Consider the following 17,972-nt stretch of genomic DNA (forward strand, 5'->3'; position numbering starts at 1 on the left):
AGCGAAAGGGCATCACACCCGGATGCAAATATATAAAATCTTTCGTGCCGCCGAATGGGCGGCCCTGTCGGAACTGGGCACCACCGCTGGCGCGCCTGTCGACATCGCTGATGGCTTCATCCACTTTTCCACCGCCGCACAGGTTCAGGAAACGCTGGATAAACACTTTGCCGGGGAAACCGGGCTGGTGCTTTTGGCCTGTGAATCCGATGCGATGGGCGACAGTCTGAAATGGGAGAAATCCCGTGGCGATGATCTGTTTCCCCATCTCTATCGGGGGCTATCATTGGGTGATGTGATTTGGAACCGACCTATCAACAGCGATGGCGGCACCCACAGCCTGCCCGAGGGTGTTATCTGACATGATCGAGCGGATCGGCCTGTCTTTGTTGCACCGGTTTGACCCGGAATTTGCCCATGGCCTGTCGATCCGCGCGCTGAACATGGGGCTGGCCCCGGCCCCCGGCCCGGTCACATCGCCCCGGTTAAAGACAACGCTGGCGGGTCTGTCCCTGTCCAACCCTGTGGGATTGGCCGCCGGGTTTGACAAGAACGCCCAAGCCATCGCGCCCCTGTCGCGCGCCGGTTTCGGGTTTCTTGAGGTGGGCGCCGCCACCCCGCGCCCCCAGCCGGGCAACCCCAAACCGCGCCTGTTTCGCCTGCGCGAAGATCGCGCCGTGATCAACCGGTTCGGGTTCAACAACCAAGGGATGGAGGCCATCGCCACCCGGCTGGCCCGGCGCACAGCAGGGATTCCCGTTGGCCTGAATCTGGGCGCCAACAAAGACAGCGCTGATCGCGCCGCCGATTTTGCCACTGTTCTGGCCCATTGCGGGCCGCATGTGGATTTTGCGACGGTCAATGTGTCATCGCCCAACACCGAAAAACTGCGTGATCTGCAGGGGCCTGCGGCATTATCGGCGCTATTGAATGGTGTCATGGAAACCCGCGCCACCCTGCCCGACCCAATCCCGATTTTCCTGAAAATCGCGCCGGATTTATCCGATGCCGACCTGGCCGATATTGCCGCCGTGGCCCGCGATACCGGGATTGACGGGATCATCGCCACCAACACGACCCTGTCGCGCGACGGTTTACAAAGTGCGCACAAGGGCGAGGCGGGCGGGCTTTCGGGCGCGCCGTTATTCAACCGCTCCACCTTGGTTTTGGCAAAGCTGTCGCAGCTGACGGGCGGGCAAATCCCGCTGATCGGTGTGGGCGGTGTGGCCAGTGCCGCCGATGCCTATGCCAAAATCCGCGCCGGGGCGCAGGCGGTGCAGCTTTATAGCGCGCTGGTGTATAGTGGCCTGTCGCTGGTGGGTGAGATCGCGCGGGGTTTGGACGATCTGTTGGCGCGTGACGGTTTTGCCACCGTCGCCGATGCCGTGGGCAGCGGGCGCGACGACATGCTTCAGGCCGCCGCGCGTTCCACCGAAGGGTAACGCAGGCCCAGGGTAATGCCCCGCGCCGCAAAACTGATCAGCATCGCCGCCCACAGCCCATGATTGCCGAATGCCGGTGCCAGCAAAAGTACGGCGGTGAAATAAATCACCGTCGACACCGCCATCATATTGCGCATGTCGCGGGTGGCCGTTGCCCCCACAAACACCCCGTCCAGCATCCACGCCCCCACTCCGACAATCGGCGTCAGGATCAACCAGGGCAGGTAGCGCCGCGCCTCTTGCTGTACCTGTGGCGCGGTGGTCATCAGATCAATGATCGCGCCGCCAAACAGCGCAAAAACCACCGACAACAACAGCACAACCGCCAACGCCCAGCCCCCCGTCAACAGGGCCGAACGGCGCAACATATCAGGACGCCGCGCGCCCTTGGCCTGACCCACCAAGGCCTCGGCGGAAAAGGCAAAGCCATCCAGACCAAAGGCGGTGATATGCAGAAATTGAATTAAAATCTGGTTTGCGGCCAAAGGCACATCGCCAAATTTCGCACCCCAGAACATGAACGACAGGATGATGGATTCCAGCAGCAAGGACCGGATCAGAATATCACGGTTGACCAGTGCCATGTTCCACAGGCGCACCCGGTCAAACACCCGGCCCCAATCGCGCCAGGCCGGCACCGCAAAAGCCGCGCGGCAGAGATAAAGGCCCAAGGCAAGGCCGCTCCATTCGGCCAGGAACGTGGCCAGTGCAACGCCCGGCACACCCCAACCCAGGCCCAGAACGAACCACAGATCCAACCCGATGTTCAGCCCGTTCATCCACAGTTGCAACACCAAAACCGCGCGGGTGCGTTCCGCCGCAATCAGCCACCCGGTGATCCCATAAAGCGCAATCGCCGCCGGGGCCGACCAGATGCGAATCGCCATATATTCGCGCGCCAGCGTTTCAACCTCGTCACTGGTTGGCGCAACGGCAAAGGCCGCGGCAAAAATCAACGCCTGCACGGCAATCAGAATGACACCCGCGCCGATCCCGATCATCAGCGCGCGCGACAGAAGCGCCGCCACCTCGCCCTTGTCCCCCTGACCAATGGCCTGTGCGGTCAGGCCCACGGTGCCCATGCGCAGAAATCCAAACACCCAATAGATAGCCGATAAAACCACCGCGCCAATGCCCACCGCACCAATCGGCGCGGCCGCGCCCAATTGGCCGACAACGCCGGTATCCACCGCACCCAAAATCGGCACCGTGGCATTGGACAACACAATGGGCAGCGCCAGATTCAGCACCCGGCGGTGGGTCAGACGCGGTGTTTCAGTCATTTTTTTGGGTCAGATCCGGCATGATGAAATGCCCGGTCCCCTGGGCAAACAAACGCGCGCGATTGTCCTGCCACGCCTCGACATGCACCGACGCATAGCGCCGCCCGGTGCGGTTGATCCGCGCCCGGGCATAGGCATCGCGCGGCAAGCCCGAGCGCAGGTAATCAACGGTGAAATCAACGGTCTTTGGCAGGCGGGGCAAATGCGCTGCATCAATACGCCCCGCCTCAAGTTCGGGCCACAATATGGCCCAAGACAGTTCAATGATCGCTGTCACCTCAAGAAAGGCGGCCGTGGCGCCGCCGTGAAGGGCGGGCAAAACCGGATTGCCGATCAACATATCGGAAAATGGCAGAATCGCCGTCAGCTCGTCACCGCGCCGTTCAAACGCAATGCCCATGAATTTGATATACGGCACATTGCCGACCAACGCGGCAAGTGCGCCATCGCGGCGCTGTTTGATCACCTGCACGGGTTCGGGGGGCGGGCGGCTCATGACTCGGCCTTTCGGGTAAAGGTGAACGCGCCGGTGGCCGCGGCCACGGGGCGGGCGGAATCGTCATCCATCGCCTCGGCCCGCACAAAGGCCACGTTGCGGGTAACATGATAACAGGTGGCGCGCGCGCGAATGGTCTGTCCCGGTGTGGCGGCGCGCATGTAATCGATGCGCAAATCCAGCGTCGCGGTGGATTGGTTGCCCTCGGGGTGGCTCATCACTGCGGTGCCACAACAGGTGTCCATCAAGGCCGATACCGCGCCACCATGAATCACCCCGGTGGCCGGATCGCCGATAAACCGCGGATCATAGGGCATTTCAATTTCCACCACACCATCCCCCATCGTGACAATCTGCATACCCAAAGCCCGCGAATAAGGCAAAGCCGCGACAAACTGTCGTGCGGTGTCAAGTGTGAAGGGCTGTATCATGGTCAACATCCTGTGCGGTGGCCCCCCGGTTATTGGCTTTGCCGACCAATCAAACAACCCAAAAGTTTCTGGCGGTTTCCTGCCACTGGATTTGCCCCTGCTCAACCTATAGGATAGCTTTGCCACAGGAGACCCCCCAGCATGACCGATCATCGCTTATCGTTTAAGGAAATGTGCGCCAAATTCGAAGTTACGCCGCGCACCTTGCGGTATTACGAATACATCGAATTGCTGCAGCCCGAAAAAGAAGGCCGTGCACGGTTTTATCATGCCCGCGAAGTGGCGCGGATGAAATTGATTCTGCGGGGGCGCCGTTGGGGATTTTCGCTTGAGGAAATACGCCAATGGCTGTTGATCTATGACAAGCAGGGCAGCGCGGCGCAAATGGTCGAATGGCTGCGTCTGGCCGATCGGCAGCTGGAAACCCTGCGCGCCGAATCCGATCAGTTGACGCGCACGATATCCGAACTGCAAAATGCCCGCGATCAGGTGGCCAAGACGATTCCCGAAGAATAAGCGCCGTTTGACACGGTCTGTCTGGCCGCGCCCGGGTGGGAATCAAAGCAGTTTGGCCAACATAATATTGCGCATTCCCCAAGGGCAGCTTTTGCATTGTTTCACCCCTGACAAAGTGACGCGACGTTTCGTTTACGTATACGTCAACCAATCTTGTATGCTGGGTCTGATCGCCACATCTCGGGTTCAACGCATGACCCGATAGGAAGACAGATGACCACCACGATGACGATTCGCCAGATGTGCGATACTTTTGATGTAACCCCGCGCACCTTGCGGTTTTACGAGGCGAAAGAGCTTTTGTTTCCGCTGCGCGAAGGCCAGAAACGGTTATTCACCCGCCGTGACCGCGCGCGCCTGACGCTGATCCTGCGCGGCAAACGGTTTGGATTTTCGCTCGAAGAAATCCGCCAATTGCTGGATCTGTACGATGCCGATGACCAACAGGAAACGCAGTTGCAAAAAACCTATGAGCTTGCGCAAAATCGGCTGACGCAGATGAAACAGCAACGCGCCGAACTCGACGATGCCATTTCCGATCTGACAAGACAGTTGAAGTGGGGCGCCGAACGGCTGGCCAAACTTCGCGTGAAAGAAGACGCCCTTTAAGGAGAGTCCGATGCCAACCTACGCCGCGCCCCTGAAAGACATGCAGTTTATTCTGCATGACGTGTTGAACATCTCGGCCAGCGATATCGCCGGTTACGATGAGTTGGATCGCGATTTCACCGGTGCCGTCTTGGGCGAGGCCGGAAAATTGGCCGAAAACGTATTGGCGCCGCTCAATGAGGTGGGCGATGCACAGGGCTGTACCCTTGAAAACGGCGCGGTGCGCACGCCCGACGGGTTCAAGGCCGCCTATGATCAGATGCGCGCGGGCGGCTGGATGGGGCTGGATGCCGATCCGGCATATGGCGGTCAGGGCATGCCATATCTGCTGCACAGTGCCACGGGCGAGATTTTCGTCTCGGCGAACATGGCGTTCAACATGTATCAGGGTCTGACCCATGGCGCGATCTCGGCGATACATACGCACGGGTCCGACGCGCAAAAGCAGATGTATCTGCCCCGGATGATCGAAGGCTCGTGGTCGGGCACCATGAACCTGACCGAACCCCAGTGTGGCACCGATCTGGGTCTGATCCGCACCAGGGCCGAACCACAGGACGATGGCAGCTATCTGATCACCGGGCAAAAGATATGGATTTCGGCGGGCGAACATGACCTGACCGACAATATCATTCATCTGGTTCTGGCAAAAATTCCTGGTGGTCCGGACGGTGTAAAAGGCATCTCATTGTTTCTGGTGCCGAAATTTCTGGTCAAGGATGACGGCAGTCTGGGCGCGCGCAACGCGGTGTCGTGCGGCGGGCTGGAACAAAAGATGGGCATTCACGGCAATGCCACCTGTGTGATGAATTACGATGGCGCCACCGGGTTTCTGATTGGCGCGCCGCACAAAGGCATGCGCGCCATGTTCACGATGATGAACGAGGCTCGGCTGGGTGTGGGTCTGCAAGGGTATGCCCAAGGCGTTGTCGCCTATCAGAACGCCCGCGCCTTTGCGCTGGACCGTCTGCAAGGGCGGGCCGTGACCGGGGCCGAGGCCCCCGACAAACCGGCCGATCCGATCATCGTTCACCCCGATGTGCGGCGCAATCTGATGCATCAGAAAAGTTTTCTGGAAGCCGCGCGCGCCCTTACATTGTGGGGCGCGTCCCTGATTGACCGCGCCCACCGCAACACCGATGCCGAGGCCGACGCGATGATTTCGCTGCTCACCCCGGTGTTAAAGGGGGTGCTGACCGACCGAGGGTTTGAAACCACCGTTCTGGCACAGCAAACCTTGGGTGGGTCGGGGTTTGTGCGGGAAACCGGACAGGAACAGTTCGTGCGCGATGCCCGGATCACCATGATCTATGAGGGCACGAATGGCATTCAATCGCTTGATCTGGTGGGGCGAAAACTGGGCCTGAATGGTGGCAAAACCATGATGGCGTTCTTTGATCTGATCAAAGGGTTCATCAAGGAACATCAGGATGACGAGGCGCTGAAATCCGATTTCCTTGATCCGCTGAAATCGGCAAGCAAGGATTTGCAGACCGGCGCGATGTATTTCATGCAGAACATGAAAACGCCCAATGCGGCCTTGGCGGGGTCTTATGATTTCATGCACCTGTTTGGCCATGTCTGTCTTGGATATATGTGGGCCAGAATGGCGCGCGCTTCGATTGCGGCCTTGGCGGCGGGCGATACGGACACGGCGTTTCACAATGCAAAACTCACGACCGGCCGCTATTACATGGCCCGCCATCTGCCCGCCACAGCGCTGCATTTGGCGCGAATCACATCGGGGGCCGAAACGGTGATGGATCTGGACGCGGCAGACTTTTAGACTGACCCGGTGATAAAGGAGCCGCCGATGCCGAAACGTTTCCGCCAGACCCGCCGTCTGCCTGTCGCCCTGACCGAGGATGCCTATCGGCGGCTGAAACGCTTTGCCGATGAGGCAGGACTGGAAGAGGGTGAGGCGCTGAGTTTTCTGTTCGAACATTTCGACAGCGTGACCCACAAGGAAAACCTTACCGCACGGTTGCGGCTGTTTCTGGCAGAACTCGACGCGCGCAAACGATAAGCGCGGCTGAATCCAGCAGATTTTTTTGATCCGTTGCCCGGCCTTGTGCACCGGCGCCCATTGTGCTGACCCGGTGCCCGATCATCCCCCCGCCCCAAACAAAACAGATATCCGGCGCGTTTTGACGTGCCAATTCAGCTTGGCTGACGACGCCTTTTGTAAGTAAATTCGTTCTACATATCAGAACGCAGTATCGTCATTCAGAATAATATTGACAGGCGCGTTAACATTCTGTTTGCTGACATCAGAAACAGCCACAGGAATTGTCATGGATACGACGGTCGCAAAGGCATTCTCGCTGCTGGAGGAACTGGCAAAAAGCGATGCGCCCCTCGGCGTGACAGAGCTGGCGCAGCGTTTGGGCCTTGGCAAAAGCAATGTGCACCGTTTGTTGCAAACCCTTGTCGCCCTGAAATACGTGCAGAAAACCGACGGTTCGGCCTATGTCGCCACATTGCGGATGTGGGAATTTGGCACAAAGGTGGTGTCAAACATCGTGGTGCGCGATGTCGCCCGCCCTTACATGCGGCAGTTGTCAGAGCTGACCAAGGAAACCGTTCACCTGTCGGAATGCCAGGGCGGCGATGTGATCTATCTGGAAAAAATCGAAAGCAAGGAACCGGTGCGCGCCTATACCCAATTGGGCGGGCGGGCACGTGCAAATTGCACCGCCACCGGCAAGATCCTGATGGCGCATCTGCCACCCGATGATGTGCATGAGATTTTCCGCTCGGTCACCCAATGCACGCCGAACACGATCATGGATGTTGACCGGTTCTTGCAAGAAGCCGCAATCAATCGAAAACGGCGCTATGCGTTGAACAATGGAGAATGGCGCGCCGATATCAACGGGCTTGCCTCTCCGGTTGCCGATCGCAGCGGCGCGGTGGTGGCCGCCATTGGCATTTCGGCCCCGGCCAGCCGGCTGAGCACTGCTGAAATGGAAAAATATGCACCCGATGTCATCGAAACCGGGCGCCAGGTTTCTTTGCAACTTGGCTGTTCGCCCGAAGATTGGGGCGCCCTCGCTCAAAACGTCACCGAACTGGCCGCGCATTCATAGTGCCGGGCGGTTTGGATTATTTCAAGGAAAGCTGCCTGTATGACCGCGTTGAATAATATCAAGGTAATCGAATTTTGCGAAGTTGCGGCAGGTCCGTATTGCGGCATGTTGTTGGCCGATATGGGCGCGGATGTGATCAAGGTGGAACGCCCCAGCGGCGACACCATGCGCACCTGGCCCCCGCTGACCGATGGCTACAGCGAAAATTTCGCCTCGGTCAATCGCGGCAAACGTTCTGTTGTTCTGAACCTGAAAGATCCCAGCGATATTGCCCATGCCCGGCAGCTTATCCTTGGGGCGGATGTGGTGATCGAAAATTTCCGCCCCGGCGTGATGAAACGCAATGGCCTGGATTATGAAACCATGTCGGCGGTGAACCCCGGGCTTGTCTATTGTTCGATTTCGGCGTTCGGGCAAACCGGCCCGCGCGCCACCGAAGGCGGATTCGATCTGACCATGCAGGCGATGAGCGGCGTGATGAGCGTGACCGGAGAGCCCGGAGGCGCGCCGGTGAAATGCGGTGTGCCGCTGTGTGATTTCGTATCGGGCCTTTATGGTGCGTTTGGCGTGGCATCGGCCCTGATGCAGCGGGCCACCACCGGAAAGGGCCAGCATATCGATGTGTCGATGCTGGGCGCGACTTTGGGGGTTTCTGCCCTGCAAACCAGCGAATTTTTCGGCACCGGACGCGCGCCCCGCAAACTGGGGTCGGCGCATCCACGCAACGCCCCTTATCAGGCGTTCGAGGCGCAGGATGGGTATTTCGGCATGGCCGCAGGCAACAACAGTTTATGGTATGCGGTCTGCGATGCCGTGGGGCGCGCCGATCTGAAAGACGAAGAAAAATACGCCACCCCGACATTGCGCGCCCAAAATCAGACCGAATTGCGCGTGTTGCTGGAAGACATATTCAAAACCAAACCGAGCGCGCATTGGTTGGATGTTTTCACCAAGGCCGGTGTGCCGTGCAGCGCGATCAACACCTATCCTGACGCCTTGGCCGATCCGCAGGTGGAACATATGGGGTGGGTGCAACCACTTGAGCTTCCCGGTGGGGCGATGACCAAAACCTTTGGTCCGGTTCTGCGCATCAACGACCGCGCCCAAACCATCCAACGCCGCCCCCCCCAGTTGGGCGAACACACCCAAGAGGTTCTGAGCGAACTGTCGGAAACTGCGAAAGCGCGGGGTTGATATGGAAGATCCAAACGCCAAAGTGCTGATTGAAAACCAAGGCGATGTTCTGTCGGTGATCCTGAACACCCCCGCCAAGGGCAATTGCCTTGCGCCCGACGTTGTGGATCAATTGATAGACCTGTTCAGCACCGCCCAAAACGTGCGCATGGCCACAATTCGGGGCAATGGCAAAAACTTCTGCACCGGGTTTGACCTGTCTGACATTGAAACCCTGTCTGACGGTGATCTTTTGTGGCGATTGGTCCGGATCGAACTGTTGCTGCAGACCATTCACAAATCACCGATTCCGATTGTTGCCTTTGCCCAGGGCCAGGTGGTCGGCGCCGGGGCCGATCTGTTTGCGGCCTGCTGGCGCCGGGTGGCCGTGCCAGAGGCGCGGTTTCGGATGCCCGGCTGGAATTTTGAACTGGCGCTGGGCACCCGCCGCCTTGCGCAGATTGTCGGTACGGACAAGGCGCAGGATATTCTGATCGATACCCGCACATTTTCGGCCACCGAAGCGGTGAACATCGGGTTCGCCACCGACACCGCCGATATCAAAGATTGGGCAACGCTTGAAACCGCCTTGGCACAAAGGGCGCGCGCCCTGCCCGCCTATGCCGTCGGTGAAATGCTGGGGCTAAGCCGGGCCGACACCGATGATCTGGATTTGGCCGCCGTCGTGCGCACTGCGGCGCGGCCCGGCCTGAAACAACGGATATTTGATTACCGTGAAACCGCATTGCGCGCCGCTCGGGAGAAGCGTCGCGCATCGTAAGCGCCTGCGCTTGCCGTTTCGCCAGGGGAACATGCCCGATGTTGCCCTGGATTGGCCTTCCGCCCCGGCGGTGGCCCAAAGGACAGGGCAAAAGTGGCGGGCCTCTGCCCGTCACACAACAGAGGAGGAGAACACGATGAACATCTTTATGAAACTGGCGACGACCAGTGTTGTGACCGCCCTTATGGGCACCGCCGCAATCGCCCAGGCCGCGATACCGGAAATGCCCACGGGATACGGCAAACGCCCGATTACCGTGATTGTGCCTTATGGGGCCGGTGGCGGGTCTGATCAACTGACCCGCGCCATGGTCAAGGCGATGGAGGAAGAAACCGACCTGAGCTTTCAGATCGTCAACAAACCCGGGGGCGGTGGCACCGCCGCGATCCCAGATTTCATGATCGCCCCCGCCGATGGCTATACCATTTTGCAACATATCGACACGGCTGTGGTTGCCTTTGCCAAAGGCGACATTCGCGAAAATCCGACCGAAGACTGGATTCCGCTGTGCACCACGCAAATCACCTTCAGTCAGATTTACATCCGCCCCGACGAAACCCGCTATACCGATTGGGACAGCTTCCAAACCTATGTTCAGGACAATCCCGGCGAAGTGACCATGGGCCTTTTGGGCATCGTCGGATCGATGGAGTTGGTGACCATGCGCCAATTGTCCGAGGCGCTGAATCTGGATCTGCGGCAGGTGACGTTTGACAAGCCGGCCGAAACCTATGGGTCGCTCATCGGGTCGCAAGTGGATGTTTTGTTTGAACAACCCGGTGACGTGCGCAGTTTTATCGATGCCGGTCAGATGAAACCGATCCTGACCATTCTGGATGAACGCCCCGGCGTTTTTGCCGATGTTCCAACACATCTGGAAGTCGGCGCCGATTTCGACGCCCTGACCCGGTTCCGCGGCTTTTATGTGAAAAAGGGAACGCCCCAGGACCGTGTTGATTACCTTGAGGCGGTGTGCGCCGCATCGTTTGATAACGAAGGCTATGCAAAGTTCAATGAAGCGAAATTCATGAACCTGATCAACAGCTATCGCGACAGCGAAGGCACAAAGGCGCTGATCGACAAGTCGGTCGAAAGCTATAAGGCGATCTATAAAGAGATCGGCCTGATTGAATAAAACTTGGATGCAATCGTAGAGGTCTGCGGCTTTGCGATGGCCGCGGACCCTAATCTCTGATGGACGCCCCAAGGATAATCAGATGTCTCAATCAATAAAAGCCAATTCAATGTGGGCAGATTTCAGACCCTACGCCCGCTATGTTGCAGAATGGTGTTTCTGGATCGTTCTGATCGGTCTGTACTTTCAACAAACCGCATATTTCGATGAAGAAATCTCAAACTATCGTTTCGGGGCGTCGGGATGGCCAAAGGTAATCGCGTTTGCCGCGCTCTTTGGCGCGACATTCCAACTGGTCATTCAAATACACGCTCTGCGCGCAGGATTGACTGACGATGATACCGAGGTTGAACGAATACAGGTCACACGTCGGCAATGGCTGCACCGTATTGTGATCTTTTGCTGGCCATTCGTCTTTCTATATATCACGCCGATATTGGGTGCATATGTGTCCCTGCCTGTTTTCATCGTGGGATTCTTACTTCTGCTTGGCGTCTACAGGATTAAACCAATCGCCTTGGTCTTGCTGATCGTCTATGGGCTTACGCTTTTGATATTCACCCGGTTTTTCTTTGTCGCTCTGCCACTGGGCAATGAATACATATTCTATGACATCAATGTGGCGATCATCGAATTCGCGCGAATTGGCAGGTAACGCAGATGGATCTTTTCATACAAGGCACGATGTCGCTGTTTGGCAACGGAACATCGATTTCAATTTTCTTTCTCGGCCTGTTCGGGGGGATGTTGTTTGGCGCAATTCCCGGGGTAAACATGTTGACGCTGGGCGCGGTTCTGTTGCCCTTTACCGTCACGATGAGCGCTGAAAACGCGGTGATGCTGTTTTCGGTGATTTATTGCGCCGGCGTGTTTGGCGGCGCGATCACGGCGATTTTGTTCAACATTCCCGGCGCACCGGAAAACGCCCCGACCTGTCTTGACGGCTATCCGATGACCCTGAATGGCAAGGCAGGCAAGGCGATTGGCGCCGCCGTCAGCTGTTCGGCCCTGGGCGGTACGGTGTCGGCGGTGGTGATGATGATGTTCACCGGGGTTGTCGCATCTTTCGCCGTGCGCGCGTTCGGGCCGCCGGAAATCTTTGCACTGATCGTTTTCGGGTTGACCGTTTCGGCCTCGATCGGGGCAAAAACACTGTGGAAGGGGTGGTTGTCGATCTTTGCGGGTCTGATGATTGCCACCATTGGCACAGACCCTATCGGCGGCGTGCCGCGTTTCAGCAACGGGTCGATTTTGGGATTGGATTATCAGTCCTATTATATGTCTGCCGGCATTCACTTTATTCCAATGATCCTTGGGTTTTTCGCTGTTTCCGAAGTTCTGGGCCAAGCCATCGCAATCAGCAAAGGAGAGCGCAAACGCCCGAAAGCGTCAATTGAATTTCCAACGATTGCCGAATTCATCACCGTACGCTGGACAATATTCAGATCTGTCCTGATCGGATTGTTTGCCGGCGTCTTGCCCGGCATTGGTGCCACACTGGCGGCCTTTCTTGGCTATAGCCAGGCGCGGCAATGGTCAAAGAACAAGGCCAATTTCGGCAAGGGTGAATTAGAAGGCGTAGTCGCGCCCGAAACGGCAAACAATGCAGCAACCGGGGCGGCGATGATTCCATTGTTGGCTCTTGGTTTGCCGGGCGGTGCATTGACCGCAATGATCATGGGTATTTTCCAAATTCACGGCATGGAACCCGGACCGTTGATTTTCATCACGTCCGGCGATCTGGTCTGGATTACATTTGCCGCAATGTTCTGGGCGAATATCCTGATCCTGTTTCTGGGCTGGTTCCAGACCAAAACCGTTGTTCACATACTGCGCGTGCCATTTCGGTGGTTGGCGCCGGGCATCCTTGTATTGGCAATTATCGGATCTTATGCCCTCAGAAACCTGTTTGTTGATGTCTGGATCATGTTTCTGGCCGGGGTCATCGGATATATGATGCGGTCTACCGGATATTCTGCGGCGGGTGTCGTGTTGGGGTTGATCCTGGGCGGCATTGGTGAATCGGCGTTCGCGAAATCGATGCAGATGCTGGATTATCAGGTCTTTGAACTTTTCCAGCGCCCGATCACCGCGACCCTGCTGATCCTTTCGTTGATCATGCTCATCCTCAGCATCATCAGCGAATGGCGCAACGGTCAGATCCGCAAAACGCCCATCGGGTAACACCACGATTTGATCAAAGGCGCGCAACAGCAAAACCCCCGGTGGCACCCGATGCCACCGGGGGTTTTCATTTGGTCCCGCGCCACAAACCAGAGATTACGCAAGGTCAAACTTGACCGCCCCGGCAATGTTCCGCTGCTTACATGGGAACGGGGCACAAACATTGTGCGTTCATGTGGTGGCAAGGGTAAGCAAGAACCAGAGACGAGTCACCGTTCCGACGCCCCTTCGGCAGGCTTGGTGCGTCCAGAAGAAAAGGACCGACGATTTGATAAAACTCTATTGCTTTGGCGAAAGCGGCAATGCTTACAAAGCGGCGCTGTCGCTGGAATTGTCGGGGCTGGAGTGGGCACCGATCAAGGTTGATTTCTTTGGCGGCGAAACCCGAACCGCTGATTACCTGAACACAATCAATCCCATGGGCGAAGTGCCAGTGATGTTTGACGGCGATTACCGCCTCACCCAATCGGGCGCGATTCAGGATTACGTGGTCCAACAAACCGGCCGCCTGACCGCCGCCACCCCCAAGGACCGGCGCGAGATTTTGCGCTGGATCCTGTGGGACAATCACAAACTGTCCGGTCAGGCCGGAATGTGCCGGTTCTTGATGAATTTCCTGCCTGCCGACAAACGCCCGACCGAGGTTATCACCTTTACCCAAGCGCGCCTGAAGGCCGCCTATCGGGTGTTGAACACACATCTGGACGGGCGTGATTTCATCGTTGGCGATGGGGTGAGCATTGCCGATCTGGCCTGCTGTGGCTATCTGTATTACCCCGAACCATTCGGGTTTGACCGGGCTGAATGGCCCCATATCGACCGCTGGCTTGGCACTCTTGCTGCGGTGCCGGGGTGGAAACACCCCTATGATCTGATGCCCGGCTCGCCCGCTGATCGCGCCTGAAAGGATACCCAATGACCGACGCTTATATCTTCGATGCCGTGCGCAGCCCGCGGGGCAAGGGCCGCATCGATGGCAGCCTGCATGAAGTGACCAGTGTGCGCCTGTCGGCACAGATGTTGAACGCGATCGCTGCGCGCAACGGGTTGTCGGGCCATGTGGTGGAAGATGTGATTTGGGGCAATGTGACCCAGATCGGCGAACAAGGCGGATGTCTGGCGCGCTCGGCCGTTCTGGCCAGTGATCTTGACCAGGCAATTCCCGGCCTGTCGATCAACCGCTTTTGCGCCAGCGGAATGGAGGCGGTGAACCTGGCCGCCAATCAGGTGCGCGGCGGTGCGGGCGGTGGATATATCGCCGGGGGCGTTGAAATGATGGGCCGGGTGCCCATGGGCAGCGATGGCGCGGCGATTGCGGTTGATCCCAGCCTTGCCATGAATACCTATTTCGTACCCCAGGGGATCAGCGCCGATCTGATTGCCACCGAATACGGGTTTTCGCGGGATGATGCCGATGCCCTGGCCGTGGAAAGCCAAAGACGCGCCGCCGCGGCCTGGGCCGAAAACCGGTTTGCGAAATCCATCGTCGAAGTGCGCGATATCAATGGCCTGCCTATCCTGTCGCGCGATGAATTCATGCGCCCCGAAACGAATATGCAAAGCCTTGGCGCGCTAAAACCCAGTTTCAAGGACATGGGCGAGGTGATGCCGGGGTTCGACAAGGTCGCGCTGATGAAATATCCCCATCTTGAGCGGATCAATCACATTCATCACGCGGGCAACAGTTCGGGGATCGTCGATGGCGCGGCGGCTGTTCTTGTCGGCAGCAAGGAATGGGGCGCCGCACGCGGCCTGAAACCCCGCGCCCGTATCCGTGCCACCGCGAAAATCGGAACCGATCCCACAATCATGCTGACCGGGCCGGTGCCGGTAACCCGGAAGATCCTGAACGATCACGGCATGGCGATTGGCGATATCGACCTGTTCGAAGTGAACGAAGCCTTCGCCAGCGTCGTTCTGCGGTTCATGCAAGCGTTTGACGTTGACCCTGAAAAGGTGAACGTGAACGGCGGTGCCATTGCCATGGGGCATCCCTTGGGGGCCACCGGGGCGATCATCATCAACACGCTGCTTGATGAACTGGAACGATCCGACAAGGAAATCGGCCTGGCCACCTTGTGCATCGCCAGCGGCATGGGTGCCGCCACGATCATTGAACGGGTATAAAACCGATGGCATCGGCGGAACCGGGTTTGACAACGGCAAAGGCCATCGGTCAGGATATTCTGGACCAGATCAGTGCCGCCTATCACGCAAAAGATTTTGAAGCTTTCGCAAAAGTCATCGATCTGCCCCACACCATAATAACGTTTGAACACACGCTGACGATCAAAACAAAACCCGACCTGCACGAGGTGTTCAGGGCGGTTGTGCGGTTCATGCGGCAAAACAACGTGACCGATGGTGTTCGCACATGTCTGGCCGCGCGGTTCATCGCCCCTGACAGGATTGAGGCGACCCATGAAACCCATTTTCTCAGCCGCGGGCACCGGATCTGCCCACCCTACCCCAGCCTGCTAATATATATCCGCCGCGACGGGCAGTGGAAAATGCAGTCAGCGAACAACGCGATAGACACGCAAACCGGGCCGTTGCGATTTCCACAATTGCACCGCTTTGCAAAACCACCGCACACTGCCGGGTAAAGCCAACCTGGGCCAAACATTTGGAGCCGACGTTATGACCGATTTCACCTATGACATTGACGCCGACGGTGTTGCAATCATCACCTGGGATGCGCCGGGCAAGAGCATGAACGTGCTGACCCGCGAAGCCTTTGCAACTGTCGAAGATCACATCGACCGCGCCTTGGGCGATGATGCGGTGAAAGGCATTGTCATCACCAGCGGCAAAAAGGATTTCGCCGGCGGGATGGATTTGAATGTGCTGGCCAGTATCCGCGCGGAATCCGGCGATAATCCGGCCCAGGGCCTGTTTGATTTCACCATGAACGGCCACCGTATCTTGCGCAAACTGGAACGCGCCGGGATGGATGCGAAAACCAACAAGGGTGGCAAACCCGTGGCCTGTGCGATCAACGGCACCTGTGCGGGCATCGGCACCGAAATCGCGCTGGCCTGTCATCGCCGGTTCATGACCGACAATCCAAAGGCCAAAATCGGCCTGCCCGAAATCCTGTTGGGGATATTCCCCGGCGGTGGCGGCACCACGCGGTATTCGCGGATGGTGGGGGCCATGGCCGCCGCGCCAGTTTTGCTGGAAGGCAAGATGTTGGACCCGAAAAAGGCCAAAAGCGCGTCCTTGGTTGATGAGGTCAGCGCCGATCCCGTGGCCGACGCGCGCGCCTGGGTGTTGGCGGCAAAAGACGCCGATATCGTGAAACCCTGGGATGTGAAGGGTTGGAAGATGCCCGGCGGCGCACCCTATCACCCCGCCGGATTTATGACATTCGTTGGCGCCTCGGCCATGGTCAACGGCAAAACCCAAGGGGTGTTTCCGGCGGCCAAGGCGTTGTTATCGGCGGTTTATGAGGGCGCATTGGTGCCCTTTGACACGGCCCTGAAAATCGAGGCGCGGTGGTTCACCCATGTGCTGATGAACCCCAGCAGTTCGGCGATGATCCGCAGCTTGTTCATCAACAAACAGGCGTTGGAAAAGGGCGCAAACCGCCCCGATGTCGCCGATCAAACGGTAAAAAAACTTGGCGTGCTCGGTGCGGGCATGATGGGGGCGGGCATTGCCCTGGTCGCCGCCATGGCGGGCATCGAAGTGGTGCTGATTGATCAAAAGCAAGAGGCCGCCGACAAAGGCAAAGCCCACAGCGCCGACTATATGGACAAGGGCATCGCCCGCAAAAAGGCAACGCCTGAGAAGAAAGAACAAGTGTTGGCGCAAATCACCGCCACCACCGATTACGCCGCGCTGAAGGGCTGTGATTTGATCATCGAGGCGGTGTTTGAGGACGTCACCATCAAGGCCGAAGTGACCAAAGCGGTTGAGGCCGTGGTGGGCGCGGATTGCATCTTTGCCACCAACACATCGACCCTGCCGATTGGGCAATTGGCCAAGGCCAGCGCGCGGCCGGAAAATTTCATCGGCATCCATTTCTTTAGCCCGGTCGAAAAAATGATGCTGGTTGAAATCATCAAGGGCGGGCAAAGCGGCGATGTGGCGGTCGCCAAAGCGTTGGATTTCGTGCGCCAGATCCGTAAAACCCCGATTGTGGTGAATGATGCGCGGTTCTTTTACGCCAACCGCTGTATCATCCCCTATATTAACGAAGGCATCCGCATGGTGGCCGAAGGCATCGCACCACCGCTGATTGAAAATGCCGCGAAAATGCTGGGCTTTCCTTTGGGGCCGCTGCAATTGGTCGATGAAACCAGCATCGATTTGGGCGTGAAAATCGCCAAGGCGACGCGCGCGGCGATGGGTGATGCTTACCCCGACGGCGCGGTGGATGAGGTGCTGTTCTGGATGGCTGACGCGGGCCGATTGGGGCGCAAAGCGGGGGCCGGGTTTTACGCCTATGACGAAAAAGGCAAACGCACCGGGTTGTGGGACGGCCTGTCAAAATACCCCCAAACCGATCCCCAGCCCGATTTGTCCGAGGTGCAGCACCGCCTGATGTTTGCCCAAGTGCTTGAGGCCGTGCGCGCATTGGAAGACGGCGTGCTGAGCGATATCCGCGAAGGTGACGTGGGCGCGATCCTGGGCTGGGGCTTTGCGCCCTGGTCGGGCGGGCCGTTTTCATGGCTGGATATGATCGGTGCGGCCAATGCAGTTGAGATTTGCGATGATTTGGCCGCAACCCATGGCGACCGGTTCAAAGCACCGGACATGTTGCGCGATATGGCGGCGGAAAACGCCAAATTTTATGGCGCAACACAGGCACAACAGGTGGCTTAGCGC

General features: G+C 58.0%; 19 protein-coding genes. 16 read left to right on the top strand and 3 right to left on the bottom strand.

The window, feature by feature from the left end; all coding sequences use genetic code 11:
* The first annotated feature begins 22 nt into the window (after positions 1–22).
* A complete protein-coding gene (locus tag C8265_RS03240) occupies positions 23–361 on the top strand; it encodes a DUF952 domain-containing protein (RefSeq protein WP_108482568.1) in 339 nt (112 codons plus the stop codon).
* 1 nt (position 362) lies between these two features.
* Positions 363–1,442 carry a quinone-dependent dihydroorotate dehydrogenase gene (locus C8265_RS03245; RefSeq protein WP_108482569.1) on the top strand — a complete coding sequence of 360 codons (1,080 nt, stop codon included), beginning with the start codon at positions 363–365 and terminating at the stop codon, positions 1,440–1,442.
* Here C8265_RS03245 and C8265_RS03250 read toward each other — a convergent pair.
* Genes C8265_RS03250 through C8265_RS03260 form a run of 3 tightly spaced genes read right to left on the bottom strand, consistent with a single transcriptional unit; the run spans position 1,412 to position 3,652 of the window.
* Positions 1,412–2,725, bottom strand: a complete 1,314-nt coding sequence (locus C8265_RS03250) for an MATE family efflux transporter (RefSeq protein WP_108482570.1) — start codon at positions 2,723–2,725, stop codon at positions 1,412–1,414. The two genes, C8265_RS03245 and C8265_RS03250, sit on opposite strands and share 31 nt — an antisense overlap.
* A complete protein-coding gene (locus C8265_RS03255) occupies positions 2,718–3,221 on the bottom strand; it encodes a PaaI family thioesterase (protein WP_108482571.1) in 504 nt (167 codons plus the stop codon). Before C8265_RS03255 ends, C8265_RS03250 begins: the two co-directional genes overlap by 8 nt.
* On the bottom strand, positions 3,218–3,652 hold the full coding sequence (locus C8265_RS03260) for a PaaI family thioesterase (protein WP_108482946.1): 435 nt from the start codon (positions 3,650–3,652) through the stop codon (positions 3,218–3,220). Before C8265_RS03260 ends, C8265_RS03255 begins: the two co-directional genes overlap by 4 nt.
* 141 nt (positions 3,653–3,793) lie before the next feature.
* On the opposite strand from C8265_RS03260, the gene C8265_RS03265 reads away from it, so the two are divergent.
* The 14 genes from C8265_RS03265 (at position 3,794) to C8265_RS03330 (ending at position 17,969) form a co-directional block, all read left to right on the top strand.
* Positions 3,794–4,168 (top strand): MerR family transcriptional regulator, encoded by a 375-nt coding sequence (locus C8265_RS03265; protein WP_108482572.1) that lies wholly within the window; start codon positions 3,794–3,796, stop codon positions 4,166–4,168.
* A gap of 213 nt (positions 4,169–4,381) precedes the next feature.
* Positions 4,382–4,777 (top strand): MerR family transcriptional regulator, encoded by a 396-nt coding sequence (locus tag C8265_RS03270; protein ID WP_108482573.1) that lies wholly within the window; start codon positions 4,382–4,384, stop codon positions 4,775–4,777.
* 10 nt (positions 4,778–4,787) lie between these two features.
* The gene (locus C8265_RS03275; protein WP_108482574.1) at positions 4,788–6,563 is read left to right on the top strand and encodes an acyl-CoA dehydrogenase C-terminal domain-containing protein; all 1,776 of its coding nucleotides are present in this window, start codon (positions 4,788–4,790) and stop codon (positions 6,561–6,563) included.
* Between the two features lie 27 nt (positions 6,564–6,590).
* Positions 6,591–6,803 (top strand): hypothetical protein, encoded by a 213-nt coding sequence (locus C8265_RS03280; protein WP_108482575.1) that lies wholly within the window; start codon positions 6,591–6,593, stop codon positions 6,801–6,803.
* A gap of 268 nt (positions 6,804–7,071) precedes the next feature.
* Positions 7,072–7,866, top strand: a complete 795-nt coding sequence (locus C8265_RS03285; RefSeq protein WP_108482576.1) for an IclR family transcriptional regulator — start codon at positions 7,072–7,074, stop codon at positions 7,864–7,866.
* A gap of 39 nt (positions 7,867–7,905) precedes the next feature.
* The gene (locus C8265_RS03290) at positions 7,906–9,060 is read left to right on the top strand and encodes a CaiB/BaiF CoA transferase family protein (RefSeq protein ID WP_108482577.1); all 1,155 of its coding nucleotides are present in this window, start codon (positions 7,906–7,908) and stop codon (positions 9,058–9,060) included.
* A 1-nt stretch (position 9,061) separates the two neighbouring features.
* Positions 9,062–9,820, top strand: coding sequence for an enoyl-CoA hydratase/isomerase family protein (locus C8265_RS03295; protein ID WP_108482578.1), 759 nt, complete (start codon positions 9,062–9,064; stop codon positions 9,818–9,820).
* Between the two features lie 136 nt (positions 9,821–9,956).
* Complete coding sequence (locus tag C8265_RS03300) at positions 9,957–10,955, top strand: tripartite tricarboxylate transporter substrate binding protein (RefSeq protein WP_108482579.1); 999 nt, start codon at positions 9,957–9,959, stop codon at positions 10,953–10,955.
* Between the two features lie 82 nt (positions 10,956–11,037).
* Positions 11,038–11,610: a tripartite tricarboxylate transporter TctB family protein gene (locus C8265_RS03305; RefSeq protein ID WP_126623140.1), complete on the top strand. Its 573-nt coding sequence runs from the start codon at positions 11,038–11,040 to the stop codon at positions 11,608–11,610.
* A gap of 5 nt (positions 11,611–11,615) precedes the next feature.
* Complete coding sequence (locus C8265_RS03310) at positions 11,616–13,139, top strand: tripartite tricarboxylate transporter permease (RefSeq protein WP_108482581.1); 1,524 nt, start codon at positions 11,616–11,618, stop codon at positions 13,137–13,139.
* A gap of 268 nt (positions 13,140–13,407) precedes the next feature.
* Positions 13,408–14,043, top strand: coding sequence for a glutathione S-transferase family protein (locus C8265_RS03315; protein WP_240610959.1), 636 nt, complete (start codon positions 13,408–13,410; stop codon positions 14,041–14,043).
* An 11-nt stretch (positions 14,044–14,054) separates the two neighbouring features.
* Positions 14,055–15,266: an acetyl-CoA C-acetyltransferase gene (locus tag C8265_RS03320; protein WP_108482583.1), complete on the top strand. Its 1,212-nt coding sequence runs from the start codon at positions 14,055–14,057 to the stop codon at positions 15,264–15,266.
* A gap of 26 nt (positions 15,267–15,292) precedes the next feature.
* Positions 15,293–15,745 (top strand): hypothetical protein, encoded by a 453-nt coding sequence (locus tag C8265_RS03325; protein ID WP_126623141.1) that lies wholly within the window; start codon positions 15,293–15,295, stop codon positions 15,743–15,745.
* Positions 15,746–15,779: 34 nt separating this feature from the next.
* A complete protein-coding gene (locus C8265_RS03330) occupies positions 15,780–17,969 on the top strand; it encodes a 3-hydroxyacyl-CoA dehydrogenase NAD-binding domain-containing protein (protein ID WP_108482585.1) in 2,190 nt (729 codons plus the stop codon).
* Positions 17,970–17,972 lie beyond the last annotated feature (3 nt).

It is taken from the genome of Oceaniglobus ichthyenteri (genome assembly GCF_003057885.1).
In the GTDB taxonomy this organism is placed as follows: domain Bacteria; phylum Pseudomonadota; class Alphaproteobacteria; order Rhodobacterales; family Rhodobacteraceae; genus Oceaniglobus; species Oceaniglobus ichthyenteri.